Annotated in this window: 22 protein-coding genes and 2 pseudogenes; 21 read left to right on the top strand and 3 right to left on the bottom strand. The window is 31.3% G+C overall.

The window, feature by feature from the left end:
- The first annotated feature begins 22 nt into the window (after window positions 1–22).
- From D9842_RS08365 to D9842_RS08305, 12 genes and pseudogenes are all read left to right on the top strand, one after another.
- Window positions 23–454 carry a GNAT family N-acetyltransferase gene (locus D9842_RS08365; protein WP_121664995.1) on the top strand — a complete coding sequence of 144 codons (432 nt, stop codon included), beginning with the start codon at window positions 23–25 and terminating at the stop codon, window positions 452–454.
- A 217-nt stretch (window positions 455–671) separates the two neighbouring features.
- A complete protein-coding gene (locus D9842_RS08360) occupies window positions 672–1160 on the top strand; it encodes a DUF3888 domain-containing protein (protein WP_121662134.1) in 489 nt (162 codons plus the stop codon).
- Window positions 1161–1364: 204 nt separating this feature from the next.
- Window positions 1365–1664 (top strand): DUF4306 domain-containing protein, encoded by a 300-nt coding sequence (locus D9842_RS08355; protein WP_162987366.1) that lies wholly within the window; start codon window positions 1365–1367, stop codon window positions 1662–1664.
- A gap of 749 nt (window positions 1665–2413) precedes the next feature.
- Complete coding sequence (locus tag D9842_RS25790; protein ID WP_162987365.1) at window positions 2414–2551, top strand: hypothetical protein; 138 nt, start codon at window positions 2414–2416, stop codon at window positions 2549–2551.
- A 72-nt stretch (window positions 2552–2623) separates the two neighbouring features.
- Window positions 2624–3199 carry a histidine phosphatase family protein gene (locus D9842_RS08345; RefSeq protein WP_121662131.1) on the top strand — a complete coding sequence of 192 codons (576 nt, stop codon included), beginning with the start codon at window positions 2624–2626 and terminating at the stop codon, window positions 3197–3199.
- 155 nt (window positions 3200–3354) lie between these two features.
- Window positions 3355–3816, top strand: coding sequence for an NUDIX hydrolase (locus D9842_RS08340; protein WP_257536016.1), 462 nt, complete (start codon window positions 3355–3357; stop codon window positions 3814–3816).
- A 141-nt stretch (window positions 3817–3957) separates the two neighbouring features.
- The gene (locus D9842_RS08335; protein WP_121662130.1) at window positions 3958–4428 is read left to right on the top strand and encodes a GNAT family N-acetyltransferase; all 471 of its coding nucleotides are present in this window, start codon (window positions 3958–3960) and stop codon (window positions 4426–4428) included.
- An 854-nt stretch (window positions 4429–5282) separates the two neighbouring features.
- Window positions 5283–5573: a hypothetical protein gene (locus tag D9842_RS08325; RefSeq protein WP_121662128.1), complete on the top strand. Its 291-nt coding sequence runs from the start codon at window positions 5283–5285 to the stop codon at window positions 5571–5573.
- A 186-nt stretch (window positions 5574–5759) separates the two neighbouring features.
- Window positions 5760–6007 (top strand): annotated as a pseudogene (locus tag D9842_RS08320) (hypothetical protein); the annotation flags it as partial.
- A gap of 101 nt (window positions 6008–6108) precedes the next feature.
- Window positions 6109–6573 carry a CBO0543 family protein gene (locus D9842_RS08315; RefSeq protein WP_121662127.1) on the top strand — a complete coding sequence of 155 codons (465 nt, stop codon included), beginning with the start codon at window positions 6109–6111 and terminating at the stop codon, window positions 6571–6573.
- Between the two features lie 44 nt (window positions 6574–6617).
- The gene (locus D9842_RS08310; protein WP_121662126.1) at window positions 6618–7154 is read left to right on the top strand and encodes an SMI1/KNR4 family protein; all 537 of its coding nucleotides are present in this window, start codon (window positions 6618–6620) and stop codon (window positions 7152–7154) included.
- 97 nt (window positions 7155–7251) lie between these two features.
- Window positions 7252–7467, top strand: a complete 216-nt coding sequence (locus tag D9842_RS08305) for a hypothetical protein (protein ID WP_121662125.1) — start codon at window positions 7252–7254, stop codon at window positions 7465–7467.
- A 141-nt stretch (window positions 7468–7608) separates the two neighbouring features.
- Here D9842_RS08305 and D9842_RS08300 read toward each other — a convergent pair whose 3' ends face one another.
- Entirely contained in the window at window positions 7609–7815 is a 207-nt protein-coding gene (locus D9842_RS08300; protein WP_121662124.1) for a hypothetical protein, read from the bottom strand.
- 679 nt (window positions 7816–8494) lie between these two features.
- On the opposite strand from D9842_RS08300, the gene D9842_RS08295 reads away from it, so the two are divergent.
- The 6 genes and pseudogenes from D9842_RS08295 (at window position 8495) to D9842_RS08270 (ending at window position 13954) form a co-directional block, all read left to right on the top strand.
- Window positions 8495–8950, top strand: coding sequence for a hypothetical protein (locus D9842_RS08295; RefSeq protein ID WP_180320421.1), 456 nt, complete (start codon window positions 8495–8497; stop codon window positions 8948–8950).
- A gap of 1004 nt (window positions 8951–9954) precedes the next feature.
- On the top strand, window positions 9955–11001 hold the full coding sequence (locus tag D9842_RS08285) for an ArsR/SmtB family transcription factor (protein WP_121662122.1): 1047 nt from the start codon (window positions 9955–9957) through the stop codon (window positions 10999–11001).
- An 18-nt stretch (window positions 11002–11019) separates the two neighbouring features.
- Window positions 11020–12240 (top strand): MFS transporter, encoded by a 1221-nt coding sequence (locus D9842_RS08280; protein WP_121662121.1) that lies wholly within the window; start codon window positions 11020–11022, stop codon window positions 12238–12240.
- Between the two features lie 150 nt (window positions 12241–12390).
- Window positions 12391–12894, top strand: coding sequence for a GNAT family N-acetyltransferase (locus tag D9842_RS08275; RefSeq protein ID WP_121662120.1), 504 nt, complete (start codon window positions 12391–12393; stop codon window positions 12892–12894).
- A gap of 175 nt (window positions 12895–13069) precedes the next feature.
- Entirely contained in the window at window positions 13070–13219 is a 150-nt protein-coding gene (locus D9842_RS25785; RefSeq protein ID WP_162987364.1) for a PASTA domain-containing protein, read from the top strand.
- A 140-nt stretch (window positions 13220–13359) separates the two neighbouring features.
- Window positions 13360–13954 (top strand): annotated as a pseudogene (locus tag D9842_RS08270) (kinase).
- Window positions 13955–14375: 421 nt separating this feature from the next.
- On the opposite strand, the gene D9842_RS08265 reads toward D9842_RS08270, so the two are convergent.
- Window positions 14376–15380 carry a DUF3231 family protein gene (locus D9842_RS08265; RefSeq protein ID WP_121662119.1) on the bottom strand — a complete coding sequence of 335 codons (1005 nt, stop codon included), beginning with the start codon at window positions 15378–15380 and terminating at the stop codon, window positions 14376–14378.
- A 424-nt stretch (window positions 15381–15804) separates the two neighbouring features.
- Here D9842_RS08265 and D9842_RS26650 point away from each other — a divergent pair, with 424 nt between their 5' ends.
- Window positions 15805–16134, top strand: a complete 330-nt coding sequence (locus tag D9842_RS26650) for a PH domain-containing protein (protein ID WP_121664993.1) — start codon at window positions 15805–15807, stop codon at window positions 16132–16134.
- Window positions 16135–16331: 197 nt separating this feature from the next.
- On the opposite strand, the gene D9842_RS26645 is transcribed toward D9842_RS26650, so the two are convergent.
- A complete protein-coding gene (locus D9842_RS26645) occupies window positions 16332–16484 on the bottom strand; it encodes a DUF6980 family protein (RefSeq protein WP_373995098.1) in 153 nt (50 codons plus the stop codon).
- A gap of 72 nt (window positions 16485–16556) precedes the next feature.
- On the opposite strand from D9842_RS26645, the gene D9842_RS08255 reads away from it, so the two are divergent.
- Together D9842_RS08255 and D9842_RS08250 are read left to right on the top strand one after the other, a co-directional pair.
- Window positions 16557–16901 carry a hypothetical protein gene (locus D9842_RS08255; protein WP_121662118.1) on the top strand — a complete coding sequence of 115 codons (345 nt, stop codon included), beginning with the start codon at window positions 16557–16559 and terminating at the stop codon, window positions 16899–16901.
- A gap of 83 nt (window positions 16902–16984) precedes the next feature.
- Window positions 16985–17173: a hypothetical protein gene (locus D9842_RS08250; RefSeq protein ID WP_257536015.1), complete on the top strand. Its 189-nt coding sequence runs from the start codon at window positions 16985–16987 to the stop codon at window positions 17171–17173.
- Window positions 17174–18918 lie beyond the last annotated feature (1745 nt).

Genomic DNA, 18918 nt, shown 5'->3' with positions numbered 1-18918 from the left:
TCTTATTAGGATGGATGATAATATGAAAATTAGATTAAGTAAAGAAATAGAATTTGATAAAATGGTAGATATATGGTATGAAGGTTCATTAATAGCTCATGATTTTATTGATAAAGATTATTGGAATTCTCAGCGACATCAGATGAAAGAAATATACTTTCCGATGTCTGAAAATTATGTTATATGCAATGCAAAAGAAATCGTGGGTTTCATCTCAATGGTAGATAACTATTTGGCAGCATTGTTTATTGATATTGAAAATCAAGGTAATGGATATGGAAAAGAATTATTGAACTTTATAAAAAAACAAAGGAAGAATATACAATTGAAAGTTTACAAGAAAAATGATGTTGCAGTTAATTTTTATTTGAGAAATGGTTTTGTGAATAAAGAGGAACGACTGGATGAACAGACTTCCGAAGTTGAGTTTTTAATGGAATGGAGAGAGGTTTAAATTATGATTTTGAAGTCCTAATTTTTCATTTGAAATGATAATATCATTAATATCTAGCCTTTATAAAGGAGCATATTTGTTTTTAATCTTCTGCAATAAAAGCGCTTATCATGAACAAGGATAAGTGTTTTTCTTATGTGTAAGTCGATACTTATCCACTCTTTTATTAATGTATAATTTGTATTTCTTTACAGATTATAGTTAGAGGAGGTGGAAAATGAAACCAATTATTCATTCGCTTTTTCTATTACCAATGACTCTTTTAATTTCATTACAAATTGCATGTGCGGAAGATTTTCATCGTAAAGGTTATAGCGAGGACTTATATAATGCTACTCATGATGTTACACAAGAACAATATCTTAAAAACTTTATGATTGAGCTTTTTATGCCCCATATTGTAAAAGAGACTCAAAAATATTATAAAGATCCTTCCGCAACTGGTTTAACGTACGACTGGGATAATAAATATAATGTCGTTGAAATCCATTACGAAGTAGAGCAGGAAATTAATAATCAACATTTTCCCTATACCGTTACATTTACAGCTAATGTTTACAACGGAGATATGAACAACCAAAAGTTTTTTGGTACAGATACTTTAACGTTTGGTGTTAACCCAGCTTTAATTGTCAATAAAGAAATAAAAGATCATTTAGCAATCAAATTAATCGACTATAAACACAAAAAACCTAATAATGAGTAGATCATTTATTACATGATCTACTCATTTCAACGGGAATTTGGTGGAAAGAAATAAGTAAAAAGGATAGTTTTCTTTTGCAGCAAAATTTAGTTAGCCAACATTTTCGTATTATTGATGATCAGCAATATAGATGGTTCAGTACATTTGATATACAAAAGGCTTTGATGCGTTAAAATGAATTATAGGGTGAGGAGTGAATTAAAATTGAAAAGAATTATTACCTTCATACTTTTATTACCTATATTTGCATATAGTTTCTTCGCAACTTCTTGGACGGGTTCATATATAATGCTCGAAGAAAATTGGAAAAAACACATCATCTTTACTCCTATGAATGCTACAGATCCAAAACAAATTTATGAAATTGATAAATTTTTCTATGCTTTTAAATACCAACCGATAATAACCATTGCCTGTATTATATCTTTCTTAATATTATTGAGTATTATTGTTACTTGGATTATTAAAAAGTTTAATAATAACGAAAAAAGTATCGTAAATTAAATAAGAACAGGATATTGGGAAAGTTGTTCAATTAGAATTGTAATTTAATTGAACCGTTGTTCTGCAAACAAAGCACAAATATATGATATTACGGGAGTTTCAACAGTTACATATAACTGTCCTTCGATGTATTGGTTAATTTATATCATATTAGTAATTACTTTTATTCTTGGAATATACCTTATTTTAGTAAGGAAACGCAACATGAAGAAGGTCCACTTCGATTCTTCAAAATAACCAAATGATATACTACATAACAACACTAGAGCTAATAGTGAATTTTGTGATCTTAAGTAATCAAGCGCCAATGTGTATTAACCTTTGCGTTCTTTTATAACAAAGAAAGAAGTAATTCATTTATAAAGAGAATCTTATATATTCCATGTGTTAGTATTTATGTAAGACAAGACTATTTATCACAGGGGTTTTTTGATGCAAAAATATTTTATGATTTTTTCGTATTTTCTGTTCTTAATTCCATTTATATTTATTACGACTTTCTTTTTCGACTTTATTATTATTGAAAAGATACAAGGCTTACCGATATTTTCCCCTCTAGTTTTTTGTTCCACCGGTCTGTTTTTAGCTGTTAAAGCGTACCAAATCCAAAAGAACACTTTAGCAATTGGAGCTATAATAGTAAACTTACTTTTATTATTATTTCCTATTGTCTATATAATCGGAGGTACTGTTATATTTGGTGTTTAAAATTTTGAAAATATAATAAAAAATGGAAAGGTGATATAGTGTTGAAGTTTAGAAATTATGACTCTATTTTATCAAAAGAAGATGCTGTTAATTTGAAGGTTTCTTTTGGCTCTATTTCGTACTCTTTCTTTATTGGTGTGATAAAAGAGGATGATATTTGGAAAGTGTATATGCCATAAAAAGTTATTAAACTATAGGGTGCCTTTCTGTAACAAGGATATGTATTCATATGGTATAAAGGATGATAATAAGTGCAGATTATTTTTATTAGACATGGACAAGGTGAACACACTTTAAATATTCCACAAAGCTTACATATATATGATCCTGCATTAACTAATATGGGCATGATGCAGGCTATAGGTTTAGCAGAAGAAATGCCACTTAATGAAGATGATATATTGATAGTAAGTCCCTTACGAAGAACTCTACAGACTGCGGAAATATGGAGTCATAAAATATTATGTAGAAAGATTACAACACCAATAGTTTCACCTAGAATATTCCCTCAAATACCAAAGGCAAAAACATTACCATGTGATAAATTATTAGAAAAAAGAAAGATACTAAGTGAATTTCCTGATTTTTATCTACATGAGGGATTACCAAACAAGATATGGACAGATGGGATAAACGTATTGCCAGAAAAGGAGTTTAGGGAGATCGCTAAGAATTTCATCGATTGGTGTAAAGAACAGAATGGAAAAAGAATTTTTGTTGTCTCACATGATGGTACAATAACATCTTTTAGAGAATTTATAACAGGTAAAAAGCTATCACGAGCTGACTTTCCTAATGAAACAAGTTCTATTTGTTTAGAAATATAAATAGATAATCATCAATAAACGAAGCACTTTCTTTAGTAAAGATTGGCGCTATTTTTATGGAATTGACTTTATTCTTCATAATTCCATACTATGGAAATATCATGTGATGAACAGCTTATTGATGAGAAATATAAAAAGAAGGGAGGAGGTGACTATTGGGTATTCTTACATTTGGGAAAAAAGAGAAAGATAGAGAATATATATTAAGAGCTGCAGTGTATTGTGTAATCTTCAATGATGAAAATGATAAAGTAGCTATTATCGAAACAGATGATGGAAAGTATTTTCTTCCAGGTGGTGGAATAGAAGAAGGTGAGTCTCACGAAGAATGTTTAATAAGAGAAGCTTTAGAAGAGATGGGAGTTGAGATTGAAATAGGTGATTTTATAGGATGTGCTAATCGATATTTTTATTCTACAATCGAACTTAAGCATTATCTCAGTGAAGGTCATTTCTATATATGTAAGATTGGAAAGAAAGTAAGTGAATCAATTGAGGAAGGCCATTTATTAAAATGGATTGAACCTTCTCAAGCTATAACAAATTTATTTCACGAACACCAAAGTTGGGCAGTTAATGAAGCACTAAAGCATTTCTGGCCTACTCTAGATCGATAACCAATCTTACGCAATAAAAGCTCCTTCCTGTAATGAGAAAAGGTGCTATTTCAGTTTAAGGCCATATTGAATAAGATCTTAAAATTTTGAAGGTAATAGATTTATCTGAAGAACTTTTAATCTTCTATGAGTGGTGATTGTATGGAATTCATACCAATTGACCTAAATGAACACAGAGATTATGTAATTCAATTTAGAAAAGATTCTTTTATTGTTAGCTTTGGATCTGATGATGATTTTGGAAGTGAAGAAGATTATCTGGACTGGTTAAAACAGCAGTCGGAGAAATACCCAGAGGGTTTCGTATTAGCAGTAGAAAATCAGCAGCCTATTGGACAACTTGAACTAACTTTGAAAGAATTTGATGGAAAGCAAATTGGTTATGTTAACTTATATTATCTAATTTCTGGTAAACGAGGAAAGGGATATGGTACTTTGCTTCACAACTATGCACTTACTTTCTTTAAAAATAATGGAGTGAATGAATATCATCTTAGGGTTTCACCAACTAACCACAACGCAATATCATTTTATATCAAAAACGGTATGAAGAAAATAAACACTGAAATGATTGGGAAAGTCTTGAGGTTTTCAGGAAATCTTCCTTGTTAACTATTTCTATATATATACCACATATAGAAGCGCATTTCTGAGATAGGAATGCGTATAAATTAATGGAAGGACTATTTTCGTGTTGATAGCATTTTAGAAACATTCCTCAAGGCGTCTGAGTTCCTTGTTAAGGACGCTAGTAAAATAGCAGATATAGAATGTAACAGGGAGTGTTGGTGATGTTTGAAAAACTAAGGAAGGTTAGTATGAGAACGACCGTAATTATGGGGTGCTGTTTTTACTCTTTGATAATCTTAATTCATATTCTCATAATTATAGGCATTATTCCACTAACATGGGTTAATGGAGGACGGTCTGAATCCCTGGAGAATCAGTTACCATTATCTATACTTAACTCAATTATTGCTATTATTGGAGGTCTTTTTACAATAACTGTTGGTGCAAACATACAATTAAAATTCAATAGATGGATAACCACTATATGTTGGTTCTTCGTCATACTTTGGACTTACGGGTTCATACAACAATTGTTTGGAACACTATTTGAAAAAATGGTTTGTTCATTAATCCTGTTTCTCGGAGTCATTTCCACCTTACGAATGGCTATTGAAAAAAGATAGTGTGGGAATTAGATTGTCAACAAAGCGCTTTTCTGAAACATGGAAATGCGCTTATTTTCAGTTTAGGACAGATCGGGGAAGATCAAATAGAATGAAATTAGATTGTGAAGACTTACACTTAAACTACGGGGCAGCTTTTGTTCAATAAGAAATCACAAAACGAAGAGCATTTACTATAAAATAAGATGTAACGCATTAATGTCGTATAAAAAAATAATTCAAATAAATTGAGATGATACACATTCAGTACACTACAAAATATGGAGGTTAGTAATGTTATTTATGATATTTGGAATTATTGCAATAGTAGCAACTTTTATAAATCTTTATATGTATTTAGTAGGAAAGGATTATAAACTTGCTATGGCGATAGGACTATCATCTACAGCATTAACACTTTGTTCAGAATATCGTCTTGTATCTCGATGGGTCAAAGTTGAAGATTGGTCAGCTGTAGGTGATGTGGTACCTGGTATGGAAAGGGCATTATGGTTTTTGACAATTGTTTCTATCATACTAAATTTAGCACCTATACTTTTAGAAAAAAAGGAAAGAAATAATTAATGATTTTCACATGATTTATATATTGTGCTATTAATGTGTAAGTCATGGATGGCAAACGGATAGCTTTAGTACTAAGTGAGAAGAAGAATTCAATAAGGGATATATAAAGAAGCTTTAAGGAATGATATTAGTTAAATATTGTATTTGTTAAGATGACTACCTATGAACACAATCCCGTTAAGTACTTCGCTTATAGATATTGGAATGGTCCTCGGAACAGCTTTTTCTGTCATTGGAGCAAGCATTGGTTTTAAGTTATTATGGGGTCCTATATACTGGGGATTAATTGGTCCTTTTATTGGACTATACTAGGTTTTGCTATCCGCCTATTTACTTAAAAAGAAAAGAAGAGTCTGTGTGTAGAGACTCAAGTAGAGCTAGTTGAAAATATTTTATGGAATCACTATGCACTCGGAGTGGCTAAGGTTAAGTAATATTTTTAATAAAGGACCCTACAAGTAAAGGGTGCGTTCGTTCAACAATGATCCTCAATACAGAAAATAAGATGCAATGCAACTTTTATGGGGGAACCGTAATGGAACCACAAACGCTTTTTGTTTATACAGCAAGCTTTATTTTTTTGCTCGTGGCGTATAACATTCCTAAAAAAATGAAGCCTTATCAAATTTATGTAACTACAATGTTTGCAATAGTATTTGGTCTTCTTGTTGACACAATACTTGCAGTAAAATATAAGTTTTATGTTCTTGATAAGCCTGGAATACAAATACCACCATTAATTGGTCAAGTTATTTTATATGGTACAACAAGCGTAATATTACTAAACCTTTACCCATTTCATAAGTCGAAAAAAAGGAAATTGGTTTTTATCTTATGTTTTACTTTAATAACTATTGTATTTGAGTTTATATCTTATAAAGTTGGTTTTATTAAATATAATGAGTGGAAGATGTGGTATTCTGCTTTGTGTTACCCTTTCCTAATTTATTTCCTTATATTGCATTATTATTTCTTTAAGTGGTTAGTTGAACGTACATAGCGGTATGAAGGCAATTAAGGAATTTTAAGAAAGGGGGAGGTTTAATGAAAAAAGAATATTATCAGGGTAAAGACTTTTGGTCGGATCAGTATTCTTGGGATTATGAACCTGTCACAGATCGTATGATTGAAGAGGCTGAGAGACAATTACAAGTAAAGCTTCCCTTGTCTTATATAAATCTGTTAAAAGAACAAAACGGTGGTTTTGTTCATTATGATCGTTTTGACCATGATGGAGATAGATTGGTTTGGATGGATCATATGGAAGGGGTTGATTTAGAAGTACCTCATCATGGCAATGGGATTCTTGCATCTAAATACTGGATTAAAGAATGTAATTTGCCTGTATCTCCTTCCACTACTGTGATACTATGGGGGGATTATCATCATTTTATTGCATTGGATTACTATAAAGAAGCTGAAATTCCATCTGTTGTTCAATTTTGGGAAACTTGGGAAGCGGAAGAACCATGGGGAAAGACTCATTTAGCTTCTACATTTGATGAGTTTTTATCAAAACTGTATAGGAAGCCTAAATTTGAACCTAAGAAAATTAAAAATAAAACAAAAACAACAGATTAATCCTAAATATCTTAAGTTTTAATTGAAAAAGACTGCTAATTTTTTTAATACTTGAACAAACGTAGTTACAACTCCACTACTTCAAGGTGAAAAACACATGTCATTCCTAATGGAAACAGACATAGAGCCAGGATTAGAGTTGTTGCAGGAATACCTTAATTCTACACCAGTTGCTTCACGACTTGTATTACTTAGGAACATTCAGCTTAACAGTGTCTTGCGTGACAACCAAGAACTTCTCCAAGTAGTGATTGACGCAATGATCAATTTGAAACTTATGGACGAAGCCAACCGTTTAGCCGATTATATCTAAACATCTGCCGTTATCGTTTTGATCGTATATTATATGTTATTTGTTCAAAGTGGTAGCTAGTCTAAGTTCAATCTTCAACAATTAGAACCCTAAGTGTTATATGAAAAACAATAAACGTCTAAAACAAAAACGGACCTACTATTAAAGGTCCGTTTTTGAACGTATCTTCTCAATTCTTCTTACACCTAAGTTTAAAATTAAAGCAATCATACTCCAAATAAGAAGCACTGTAGAAAATAATAGCATTGTCCAATAGATAAATGGAGGTAGGCTTACAGTTGTTGTAATGCTTCTTAAACTTAGACCTACAAGAAATAACGCTAGTAGTAATGGTGTATTTCTAATCAATTTACACACTCCAAATATGTCATATTGTAAAATTATAACATATTGAACTGCGCTTTATCTAAAATTACAAAGAACGAGTTAAATGCCCCAGTTTTTAAAGTATTCAAAAAATCCCATATGCATAGGGAGTGCCCATAAATATGCACCAAAAAGAGCTATTAAAAAGTTGTCGATTGTTTTAGGAAGTCTGTTAAATAAAAAGTGTTCTTCAGCAATTAAAAGCGCCTTTCTTAAATAAGAATGTGCGCTCTTTATCGTATTAGGGCTTAAACAAGGTGAAATAGAATGGATACAACACATCATAATAGCAACGCGTGGATTCTAGATACACTCAGGCCGTAAGTAGGAAAAAAGTAAATCAGGTGAATGGGCAATCCCTGTCACAACTGAAAAAACAGTTCCAAGAGATTGGTTTCCAAAATACATAAAAGGTTAAAGATACTATGCAGGTAGTAATTCAAGAAACAAAGTTGTATAACGGGGAAAAACTATTTTAAGCAGGGACGATTCTTTTAAATAGTTATTTATAAAAAAGAGCACAGTTATTTGTGTTCTTTTTCATTAAGACCAGAATGGAGAATATTAAACTTAGGTTAACGGAGCTGCCTTATCCTGCATGACATTATTCATTGAAACTTATATTAACCATAAACGACAAATTAAAGAAAGGGGGATTTGGATGAAAAGTAAACATTTAATATCTATTGCAGTTTTATTCATGTTCTTTTTTCCTGATAAGATATTAGCAACATCTTGGGCTTATCCATTTGTAGTTTGGGATGAATATATTTATGTGATAAGTGATGAATATGTAACGGAAATTGATAATGAAATAGGACATGTTACAAGGTATTCGGATATGGAACAGTATTCTGGTAACTTCTCTAATGCTTATAAGCAAGGGACTAAATACTATTCAATTAAAGGTATAAGTACAGACCAAGCAATAGCAGTTGAAGGACAAAATGGACAATATATAAAGGCAAATAGAGAAGCAGAATATAAAATGAAAAGTCCTTTTGATGGACAACAAGGGTTTATTAAGATTATTTTATTTTCTGTAGTGGGTATCTTTTTTATTGTTCTCATTTATAAAGTGATAAGAAATAATGCGTCTAATATGAAAAGGGGATAATGACTATGAGCAGAGTAGTTGTATATATAACAGTATTTATCTTCTTTCTTGTTAATATCATGAGAATATAGATTTAAATAAAATGTGAAAATATCTCTATCTAATTCACTTCATTATCGATAACAAATATAGAGTTCCAAACAATACCCTAATCCTAAACATAGCCATTCAACATAAATGATCTAATCTTCCTTAAACATTCCCATTTCATATTTAACATTGATGAAGTTAAAGTTCCATTAAAAGCTTGCATAACTATAAGCGCTCCAATTAAATAGCTAACTAGTACATAAAAGTTAAATTTTTCTTTCTTTTATTTAAGAGTAAGGAAAGAGGATGCCTGTTATTAAATAAATAGCTGAATAACGTTGAAAAGGGGGTTACTTTATCAAGAAGTTTAAATTCATTCTACTGACTTTAGTTTGTCTTTTAGCTTTAAGTTACCTTTTATATAAAGGGAATATCGACAAGTTTAAAGAGTATCTAAGCAAGGTAGAATTTGAGAATCAAGAAGTGACAATTAACAATGGATCCATGTTTGATAATAGACAACTGGGAAAAAGCCCTCAACATCTGAAAGTTACAGACGGCGATTTTTTACATATTTATAAATATCCAAGTAATTTATTAGCCAAAGAGGCAAGTAAAAGTTTTAAAAGGAAAACAGAAAAATATAATATGGTTTCTCACAATTTATATGTAGTGGAAAATATGTTCATCATCTATGAATACCAAAGGAGTTTGGATGATTACGACAAATCACTAGATGAAATAATTAGGGATTACGAGGAATGAATACTTCTTTAGAAATGAAAGTACCTATTTATAATATTGTTATTCAACAAACGAATCGCGTTTCATAAATATGAAATGCGTTTTTATATTTCTTAAAAACGCTACCTTTTCATTTGATAAACTTAGAATTTAAATTCTATATTTATTGAAAATATATAGCTGATATTATAAAATTGTAAAAAAGAGGTAATGGGAGGAAGAGTATACAGATGGACGTAATTAATATCACTAATAGAAAAAGAGAAACATATGAAATCAAACTAGAATACTCATTGTTGTGGGAAACAGCATTAGGAATTGCTGCCATAACAAATAAATCTTTAATTAACACATTAGAATTATCAAAAGATTATTTAGTGAATTTAAAGAGCTCATTATCTGAGGAGTTAATAAAACAATTAAAGTATGTTGAAGAAAATAATACTTGGAAAGCTCTACTTCAAATACTTCATATGCAATCATTCAAGAGTATGACTGAGTTTACTGCATATATAGAACAGCTCTCTTCTCAGGAATTGAAGTATATCAGTCTCCCATTTACAGGCTATAAAACAGAAGAAACTAGAGTGAATGCTTCACATGGAGAAGAGATTGCGATAGCTCAATTGAAATCTTTAACTGCAAACAATGAATTCCTGCCCAACTACATAGACTTCATATGTAATATTGACGAAGAGCTTTTGAAAGAGCATCTGATAAATGTAATGACAAGATGGCATAACGAAGTTATAGAAAAAGATGATTTTTCATCAGTTAATTTTATATTGAGAAATGACTATGAATCTAAAAGACAAATGCTCTCACAAATGTCTCCTGAGGATTTAGTGAAGTGGGCTACAGGAGGAATCAACTACTTACCAGAACCTAGTGTAAGGACAGTATTATTAATTCCTCAATTTATTTATCGTCCGTGGAATATAGAAGCTGATATAGAAGGAACCAAGGTCTTTTATTATCCAGTAGCAAATGAAAGTATTAATCCTAGTAATCGTTATGTACCTGATAACTCTCTTGTTTTAAAACATAAAGCTTTAGGGGATGAAGTAAGACTCAGAATTGTAAAGCTACTGAATGAGAAGGAGTTAACATTACAGGAGATAACCGAAAAGATAGATTTAGGCAAATCAACGATACACCATCATCTGAAAATTCTTAGATCAGCTAGAATTGTTTCGATTAACAACTCTAAGTACTGTCTAGAATTTAATGCATTAGAAAGTCTTTCGATAGAGTTTGAACGATTTCTTAATAAGTAGTAAAGGGGGAGAGTTTGGATGGTCGATCCAGCAATACAAATGAATTCTATTCCTAAACTCAGAAAGAACTATTCAGTATTTCGATTTATTGGAGGCAACTTAATTTCGTTTTGCGGAGATCAAATATACCTTTTAGCTATTCCACTAATAGTTTTGTCTATTACAGGATCACCATTAAGTATGGGAATAGTTGCAGCACTTGAGAGGCTTCCTATTCTCTTCCAACCATTAACAGGTGTTCTTGCAGACAGATTTAATAAAAAATATTTATTGCTTTTCTGTGATTTGCTTCGGTGTATTATTGTAGGGATAATTGGCTTACTCTTTATTTTTGGAATATTAGATATGTGGTTTTTATATACAGGTGCTTTTACTATTGGGGTTTTAAGCCAAATCTATAACACTTCACAGTTTGCATCTATTCCCAAAATGGTACGTAAAAGTGATTTGCATTCTGTTAATGCAATCAATACAGGCTTTTTCAATACAGCTGTATTAGTTGCTCCAGGAATCGGAGGCTTGATTATAAGCTTATATAATCCAGGATATGCACTCTTAATCAATAGTATGAGCTTCTTTATTGCCTTCCTAACAGTATTAAGCATTAACATGAATACATCTGAGGATAGTAAGAAATTTAAGAGAAATAGCTTTTGGTTAGATATAAAAGAAGGGTTTCAATTTGTGTTCCATTCCAAGCCTATATTGTTTACCAATTTAGCAATGTTAGTTTCTGTTTTTGGTACTACTATGTTTTTAACGATGATGGTTTTTCATTTGACAGATACAATAAGCTTGTCGTCAGAAAAGGTGGGTCTATTGATTTCAATAGGTGGGATAGGAGCTATATGCGGTGCATTAATAACAACAAAGGTAAGGGAATCTTTCACGTATCGCAGTATCCTTTTCTTTGCTTCTCTAATTGGCGGATTATCCATAGTATTGTTTGGTATGTCTACAAGTTACATTTGGTTAATTATATTGAATGCTGTAGGAACATTTGCCTCATCTATGATGAATCCATGTATTGTTACGATAAGGCAATCCCTAACCCCCGATCATCTCTTAGGAAGAGTGCAGGCGACAAGCAGATTTATGACATGGATTTCTATGCCTGTATCAGCATTCCTAGCTGGGATTCTCTCTAATAATATTGGAACAAATCTGACCATTATTTTAGGTGGAATTATATCCACAGTAGCTTCATTTTTGTATTTACATCATTCACTTGGTAAGTAATAAATTCAGCAATCAAAGCGCCTTTCTGGAACAAGGAAGGTGCTTATTTTAGTTTGAAACCCGATGGGAGAAGAACAAAATGTGAAGAAAAAGGATTTTTACTAGTTTAATTGAAATGTATTACTTATTAAACTAGAGTAGGTGTATAGTATGAAAGGTACTATAGTTTTAGAAAAAATGAAATCAAATGATTGGGAACAAGTAAGAAAAATCTATCTTGAGGGCATTTCTACTGGAAATGCAACCTTCCAGAAAACAGCTCCTTCTTGGGAGGAATGGGACAACGCCCATATTAATAATTGTAGAAGAGTGGCACGTTCAAAAGGAAAAGTTGTGGGCTGGGCTGCTTTAAGTCCAATATCAAGTAGGAGTGTATATTCTGGAGTTGGAGAAGTAAGTGTTTATGTGAGTTTAAAAGAAAGTGGCAAGGGAATTGGGAGTTTACTCTTGGATTCCTTAATTGAAAATAGTGAAAAGAATGGGTTTTGGATGCTACAGTCTGGGATATTCCCCGAAAACGTCGGTAGTATTAAATTACATAAAAAACATGGATTTCGAGAAGTAGGAAGACGTGAACGTATAGGATACATGGATGGCGTGTGGCGAGATACTGTCCTGCTTGAAAGAAGAAGTGATAAAGTAGGAATTATCTAAATTGCGCTGCTGAATTAATTCGTAATTATGAGTTAAATAGAAGATAAACAAAAACAGTGTCAATTGCTGTACAGTACAACCATACTTTTAATAACGAATTTGGATTCTACAAAAAGCGCTTAACAGGGTTACTATATGCTTCAAAAGTAGAAATAAAAACAGAGGGTAAAAAGGAATGCCTGATATAACTGGATGGAGCCTTTCTGATGTTATGAAACTAAGTAGCTTAACTGGGCTAAGTGATCCAGAAGTTTATTTCAAAGGTGGTAGGTTATCAAATTTTATACCAGAACACGTTGAAGATGCACTCTTTAAGAAAGTGTGACTAGTAATGTAAGCAAGTAAAGTCCTAAATACAGGGAGTTCCATTTAGAATAGAGACTTATATGCAATAGCTGAAGATAAATTCTTCAGCTATTTTTAAACAAGAAAATATGATATGTATATATAGAGTAGTGGATATATTTGGAACATAAAATACTAAATATAATTAATAAGATTCCTAGGCCTGAACAAGATCAAAGAATCGTTCTTGGAATAGCCGGACTAAGCCGTTCTGGGAAAACCACACTGACAAAGAAAGTTGTGCAGCATCTTCAAGAAAAAAATATTTCAGTTTGCCTTTTTCATATAGATGATTACATTGTTGAGAAAAAAAGGCGTTACAACACTGGTTACGGAGAGTGGATTGAGTATTACAAATTACAATGGGATGTTAAGTGGTTAAAAGAAAATCTCTTCCAAAAACTAAAAAAATCTAATGAATTGCAATTGCTCAATTATGATTACGGGTCTGATACTCAGAGCTTGGAGATAACTGAGGTACCTGATACTTGTGTAATTGTTATCGAAGGAGTATTTTTTACAAAGAAAAGTTTGGAGAAATTTTTACGATATTATAATAGATTTGGACAGTTCGGGAGAAATGAGATTCAATCGTGAATGCGAAGTCACTAAGACCAATATTAAAAAATTTCTAAATAGATATTGGAAAGCCGAAGATTATTATATGGAGGTTGAAACTCCATTAGAACAAGCTGACATAGTTATACAAAATTAAATAATATCAAGTAAATCTTTGACTCACCTATCCTAAAAATAGAAAAAAAGCAATGAAACGAATTCCATTGCTTTTTTTTATTACAAATTGACTACCCAAAAATAGTGTAAATATGCTTACTAATTTGGTTGAAATTGATGCTTTCTACTTCTCAAAAGAACCCGTTAAGTTAAATGCCTCAGTTTTTAAAGTATTCAAAAATCCCATATCATAGGGAGTGCTAATAAATAAGTATTACCCTTCGAACGAGTAATAGCCCTGAAGGAGAAAAAGTTTCTGTGATTAAGTAGCTTTTCAATGGTTTCAACACCATTTACTAAAGATTATATCAGGAGCTGTTCCTCCCTTAGTATTATATTTAATAAGTTACATTGATATGGACAAATTAAAATTCGCTCTTTGACATGAGTTTTATAGAATCTTATTTATCTTTTGCTATTTCTTTTCGATTTGGAGCAAGTGGTGGCTGCTCTAGCCACTTATTTTTTGTCATAATATCAAACCAATCTTTTGTAACCATTAAATTCTTTAAAATTATTTTTTCATAATTTACTACTAGATCAGATCTCATTGCTGATGCAAGACCGGCACCATGATAATTTTGTGAAGCCTGTAATAAGAACCCAATGTGATACAGCATCAACTTATCCGAAAATGGAGGATCTTGAGAGGTGGTAACCTCTGATTCCCAGGACATCGGAACAGGTAAATTATCTCCATTAAGGATTTTTCCAAGGGATTGGATCTGGTTATCAGAAGCTCTCTGAGTGTTCTTTAAGAATTTTCTAACCTCTTTATCTTGTGTTACTTGACTAAATCCTATCGAAAGAGATTTTTCTAATATTTTCTTTTTTAAGTTAAGGGAAAGAGCAATCATTTCGGTTGCAGCTAAAGGGCGTTTGTCACCGAAGTATCCATCTGTAAATTGTCCTCCTGAAATAAATACAGGGTTTGTCTCTGGGTAAAAGTAAGGATCCTTTTGAAAATGTCCTTTTTCAAGTAATAAATCAGTTACTTGATGATACATTTTTTTGCCATCATGATCACAGGAATCATAAAAGTTTCGTAAATCCTTTCTCACTGAAGAACTAAGGGATGTAGAATGACCCAATAGACCATGAAGAGTTATTATATGTAAATAGTGTAAACAAAATATGTCGGTGAATAGTCTTTTAGTTCCTTTATTAAGATCTGAGTCAGTAAATCCAATCGGAATTGGAAATCCTTCATTTTCAATAAACATAGTAATTTGTTGTTTCTGTTTTGCGAAAGTATTAATAGCTTCCTCAAATAATAGTTTGATCTTTTTGTCTTCAATGATCGAGACCATATATTTATTTATGATGTCAACGGCAGTACCATTCATATATTGACCCCACAATGTACCTATTTCGCTAGACGTGAGATTGAGACTTTCTTTATCCATAATAATCACCTCAAATAAATGGTACCCAATTCTTAGATAAGTTATTTGGATGGACTGGTAAAATTAGAAAACAAAAATGAAAATGTGTGTTTTGAAAGATATTTGGCATTTCGAAATAGTGAATGAATAAGAAATGATCTTCAACAATGAAAATGCTGTTGTTGAATAAGGATACTGCTTAGGATTATATTGAACTTTATAATTTTGGATAAGATTAAAAACAACTAACTTCAATTGCGAATCGCATTTTCACAAGAAGATTCAGTTTATTGTAAAGGGTATAAATGAAACCTTTCCCGATTTTGTTCGTATACTTCTTTAAAGAGAGGAGGAGTGGTATGAATGTTCTTTCAATCTAAAAGAGACATTTTGTATTTTATAAGCAATTTGGGGAACGGTATTTATCGTTTTTGATACATAGCTAATTGTTATTAAGATAGCTTACTATTTAATTGGAATTATTAGTATTGGAATTTTAATTTGGATATGGTTTGGAACGGGATATAAAATTGAGGATGATCTATTAAAAGTTCAATGTGGACCATTTCAATGGAAATTAAATGTAAAAGAGATAAGAAAAGTAAGGGAAGTAAAAAGTATATTTACCTCACCTGCTCTCCCCATTGATAGGTTAAATATATACTATGCTACATACAATTTAATCAGAATTTCTCCAGAAAATGAATCTGAATTTATTGACCTATTGTTAAAAGAAAACCCTCAGATACAACTTAAATATGAAGCATATAAATAAATAGAATTCATAATAATTTTCAACTATTAACAAAAAGATAAAACGCACTTTAAATATAAGCGTAAACTATGTTTTATCGAAATTAGAACAGCATAATATAAAGAATATGAAAAGTGTACTTAAAGTAACGGGTGCTTAGTCAAAGATTAATCTTCAGCAATCAAAGCGAGATTATGAAAGAAGCTAAAATTCGGTTATTAGTGATCTTTAAAAGTGAGGTGCATTTCATTTTGAAATGTGCCTTTTAAATGTATGTAATGAATATCGTTAAATCCTAATTCTTCAATTGTGTCAAACCATAAGTCTCTCTTGGAATCAGAAAGTTTTGAATCACACCAAGGGATCAGCAATAAACGCGCAATTCTTTAGTGAAAATTGTGATTTCATAATTTACTAAAATAATTGGTAGAAAGAGGGATCTGATGAAGAAGCTTCTTCAATTTGTAACATTGATTATTGTACTAATATTATCGGGATGTTCCACATCTAAGGTACCAAAAGAATTTGAAGATTTAATACCTGCTAATTCTAATGAATATTATATAATTGGTTTCGAAAAACAAGTGTCAGAAGCAGACTTTTTTCTAAAAAGTATTGAAAGGTTTAAAAAGGATAAAAATGTTTCTGGATTAACAATCTATTATAAAGTTAATGACTCATTTCTAGATGAGTATCACTTTCATCAAGAAAACGGTTTTATCATTCTTGAAAAAGATAAATCACCATATTATGTGGAAAGCTATCAACATTTTCTAGATGAAAAGTAAATATTCCGATTGAGGAAAGGCTAGCTACCAGTTGTCACCCTTACTAGGGACACATTTACTACACACAGAGGTAGGGATAATAAATGGAAACAAAACTACTAAGGATAGCAAAATTAGCAAAATCTGATCCTAAAATGAAATTTACATCTCTTGCGCATTTATTAAATGTGCAATCATTAGTTCAATGTCATCATGAGCTACTAATAAAAAGGCAACTGGGGTTAATGGTACAACTAAAGAACAATATAGTGAAAATCTTAAAGAAAACATAGAAGGTTGGTAAATTACTGTTTAAATGGCTCAATAGAAGAAGTCAAAGGAAATCAATTACTTGGGATAAATTCAGACTCTTTCTTAATAAATACCCATTACCTTACGCAAGAGTTAAGGTTAAACATATATGATTTAAGAAAAGTGATTAGCTACATTATGTGAATGGTAACTAGGAGGAGCCGTGTGCGTTAATTGCGCAAGCACGGTTCTGGGTGCGGGGAGAACACAATCTACCGTAAGGTAGAGAGGCTCTCTTCTACTCGACTATAAAAAAGAGCCTCAATGATATGGTAGGAAGTTAGTAGAAAAAAAGCAAATTTAAAGGGGATACAATGAAATAACTTGTTTTGATGGAGTTCTAGGTTCAAGCATAATAGCTCAAGAACTTATTAAAAAATATAACTGTGTACGGAACGTCGCCTACAATATCTAATTATCAATATCATCAAAACAGATGTCTCCATCGTAAATCATGAACTAATGATTTTCCCTATCTAATTTTTCTTTTTTAGTAATAACAATTAGTTTAATGGTCAAGACAGTCAGAAAAACAGTGACGATTATAATATCATTAATAAGACCTTTTTCTATAATAAATGAAGAAAAAATTGAGATCATCACCAAGACTATGTAAATATATAATTCATTCTTAGTAATAAAATCCATCCTTACCACTCCCTTCCTATAAACTCCCTTCCTATAATACTAATTTATATAAGGTAGGTTTCAAACTGTAAATTTGCTTACTTTGAATTGTGAGAAAGTAGTTATGAGTTATCTTCAGCATTCAAATGACATTCATTCATGAATAAGGATGTGTAGTCTTTATCATGTTTGAAACTATTTATCAAGAAATCTAAAAGTGTTTTTACTTTTGTTAAAGCTTCTGAATGAGTTAGTGTAAAAAAACAATCCAGAGTTAATTGAAAAGGCGCATTTGGATGAGCGCGCTTTTTTACATTTACATGTATCTGATAGGAGATGGTAAAATAAGTATATAATAAATGTTAGGGGGAGAGGTTAATTTATATAAAAATAATGAGGTTCATAACTTTATATATAGTTGTAGGATTAGGATTATCTTTTCTTCTATCATACAATCCTGACTCAGCTCCACTCGTTTATTGGGGAGCAGTAATATTATTGGGGATTTGCTTTGGGTATTTAATAGTCCATTACGGAACAATAATTAAAAGAAAGTTAACTAGATAACACATTTGTTATGTAGTCTGTAACAGGAGAGCTAACAACTTAAAATAAAGCGCTGTTAGCTGCTTTATAAATATAAGGCAATATTGCGGAACAACAACCGGTTGGATTGATAAATGATCTGAAGAAGGAACTTGGCAGGGAGAGCTTAATATTAAGCAAATATGATGAAGGGCTCAAATTTAAAACAATAACGTAAATAATAAGATAATCCGTGAGTCTAGATTGCTTGCGGTTTTTTGTTATTTTTAAAGATTAATATCATGAAAACCTAAGGAACGCTTACGATCTTATATTCAACACAGATGAATTATGTATGTGTTACTTACATAGTTTTCCGGTTGAAATATTTGAAAGGGAAAGTTATAAAGCATTTGTTTGTTGACAATTTGCATAATTTGGTATATTATAGTATTGATTTAATATTCGATAGATGTTTATTTTACATTCTTACAATAATGATGGCTTTAGCATTCTTTTAATATTTTCATATTGATTGGATGAAAAAGCTTTATAAAGTATATGGACGAAAAAG

The sequence above is a fragment of the Metabacillus litoralis genome (assembly GCF_003667825.1).
GTDB lineage: Bacteria > Bacillota > Bacilli > Bacillales > Bacillaceae > Metabacillus > Metabacillus litoralis_B.
The sequence above is the reverse complement of the archived record's forward strand: the minus strand, read 5'-3'. Positions and strand labels throughout refer to the sequence as shown.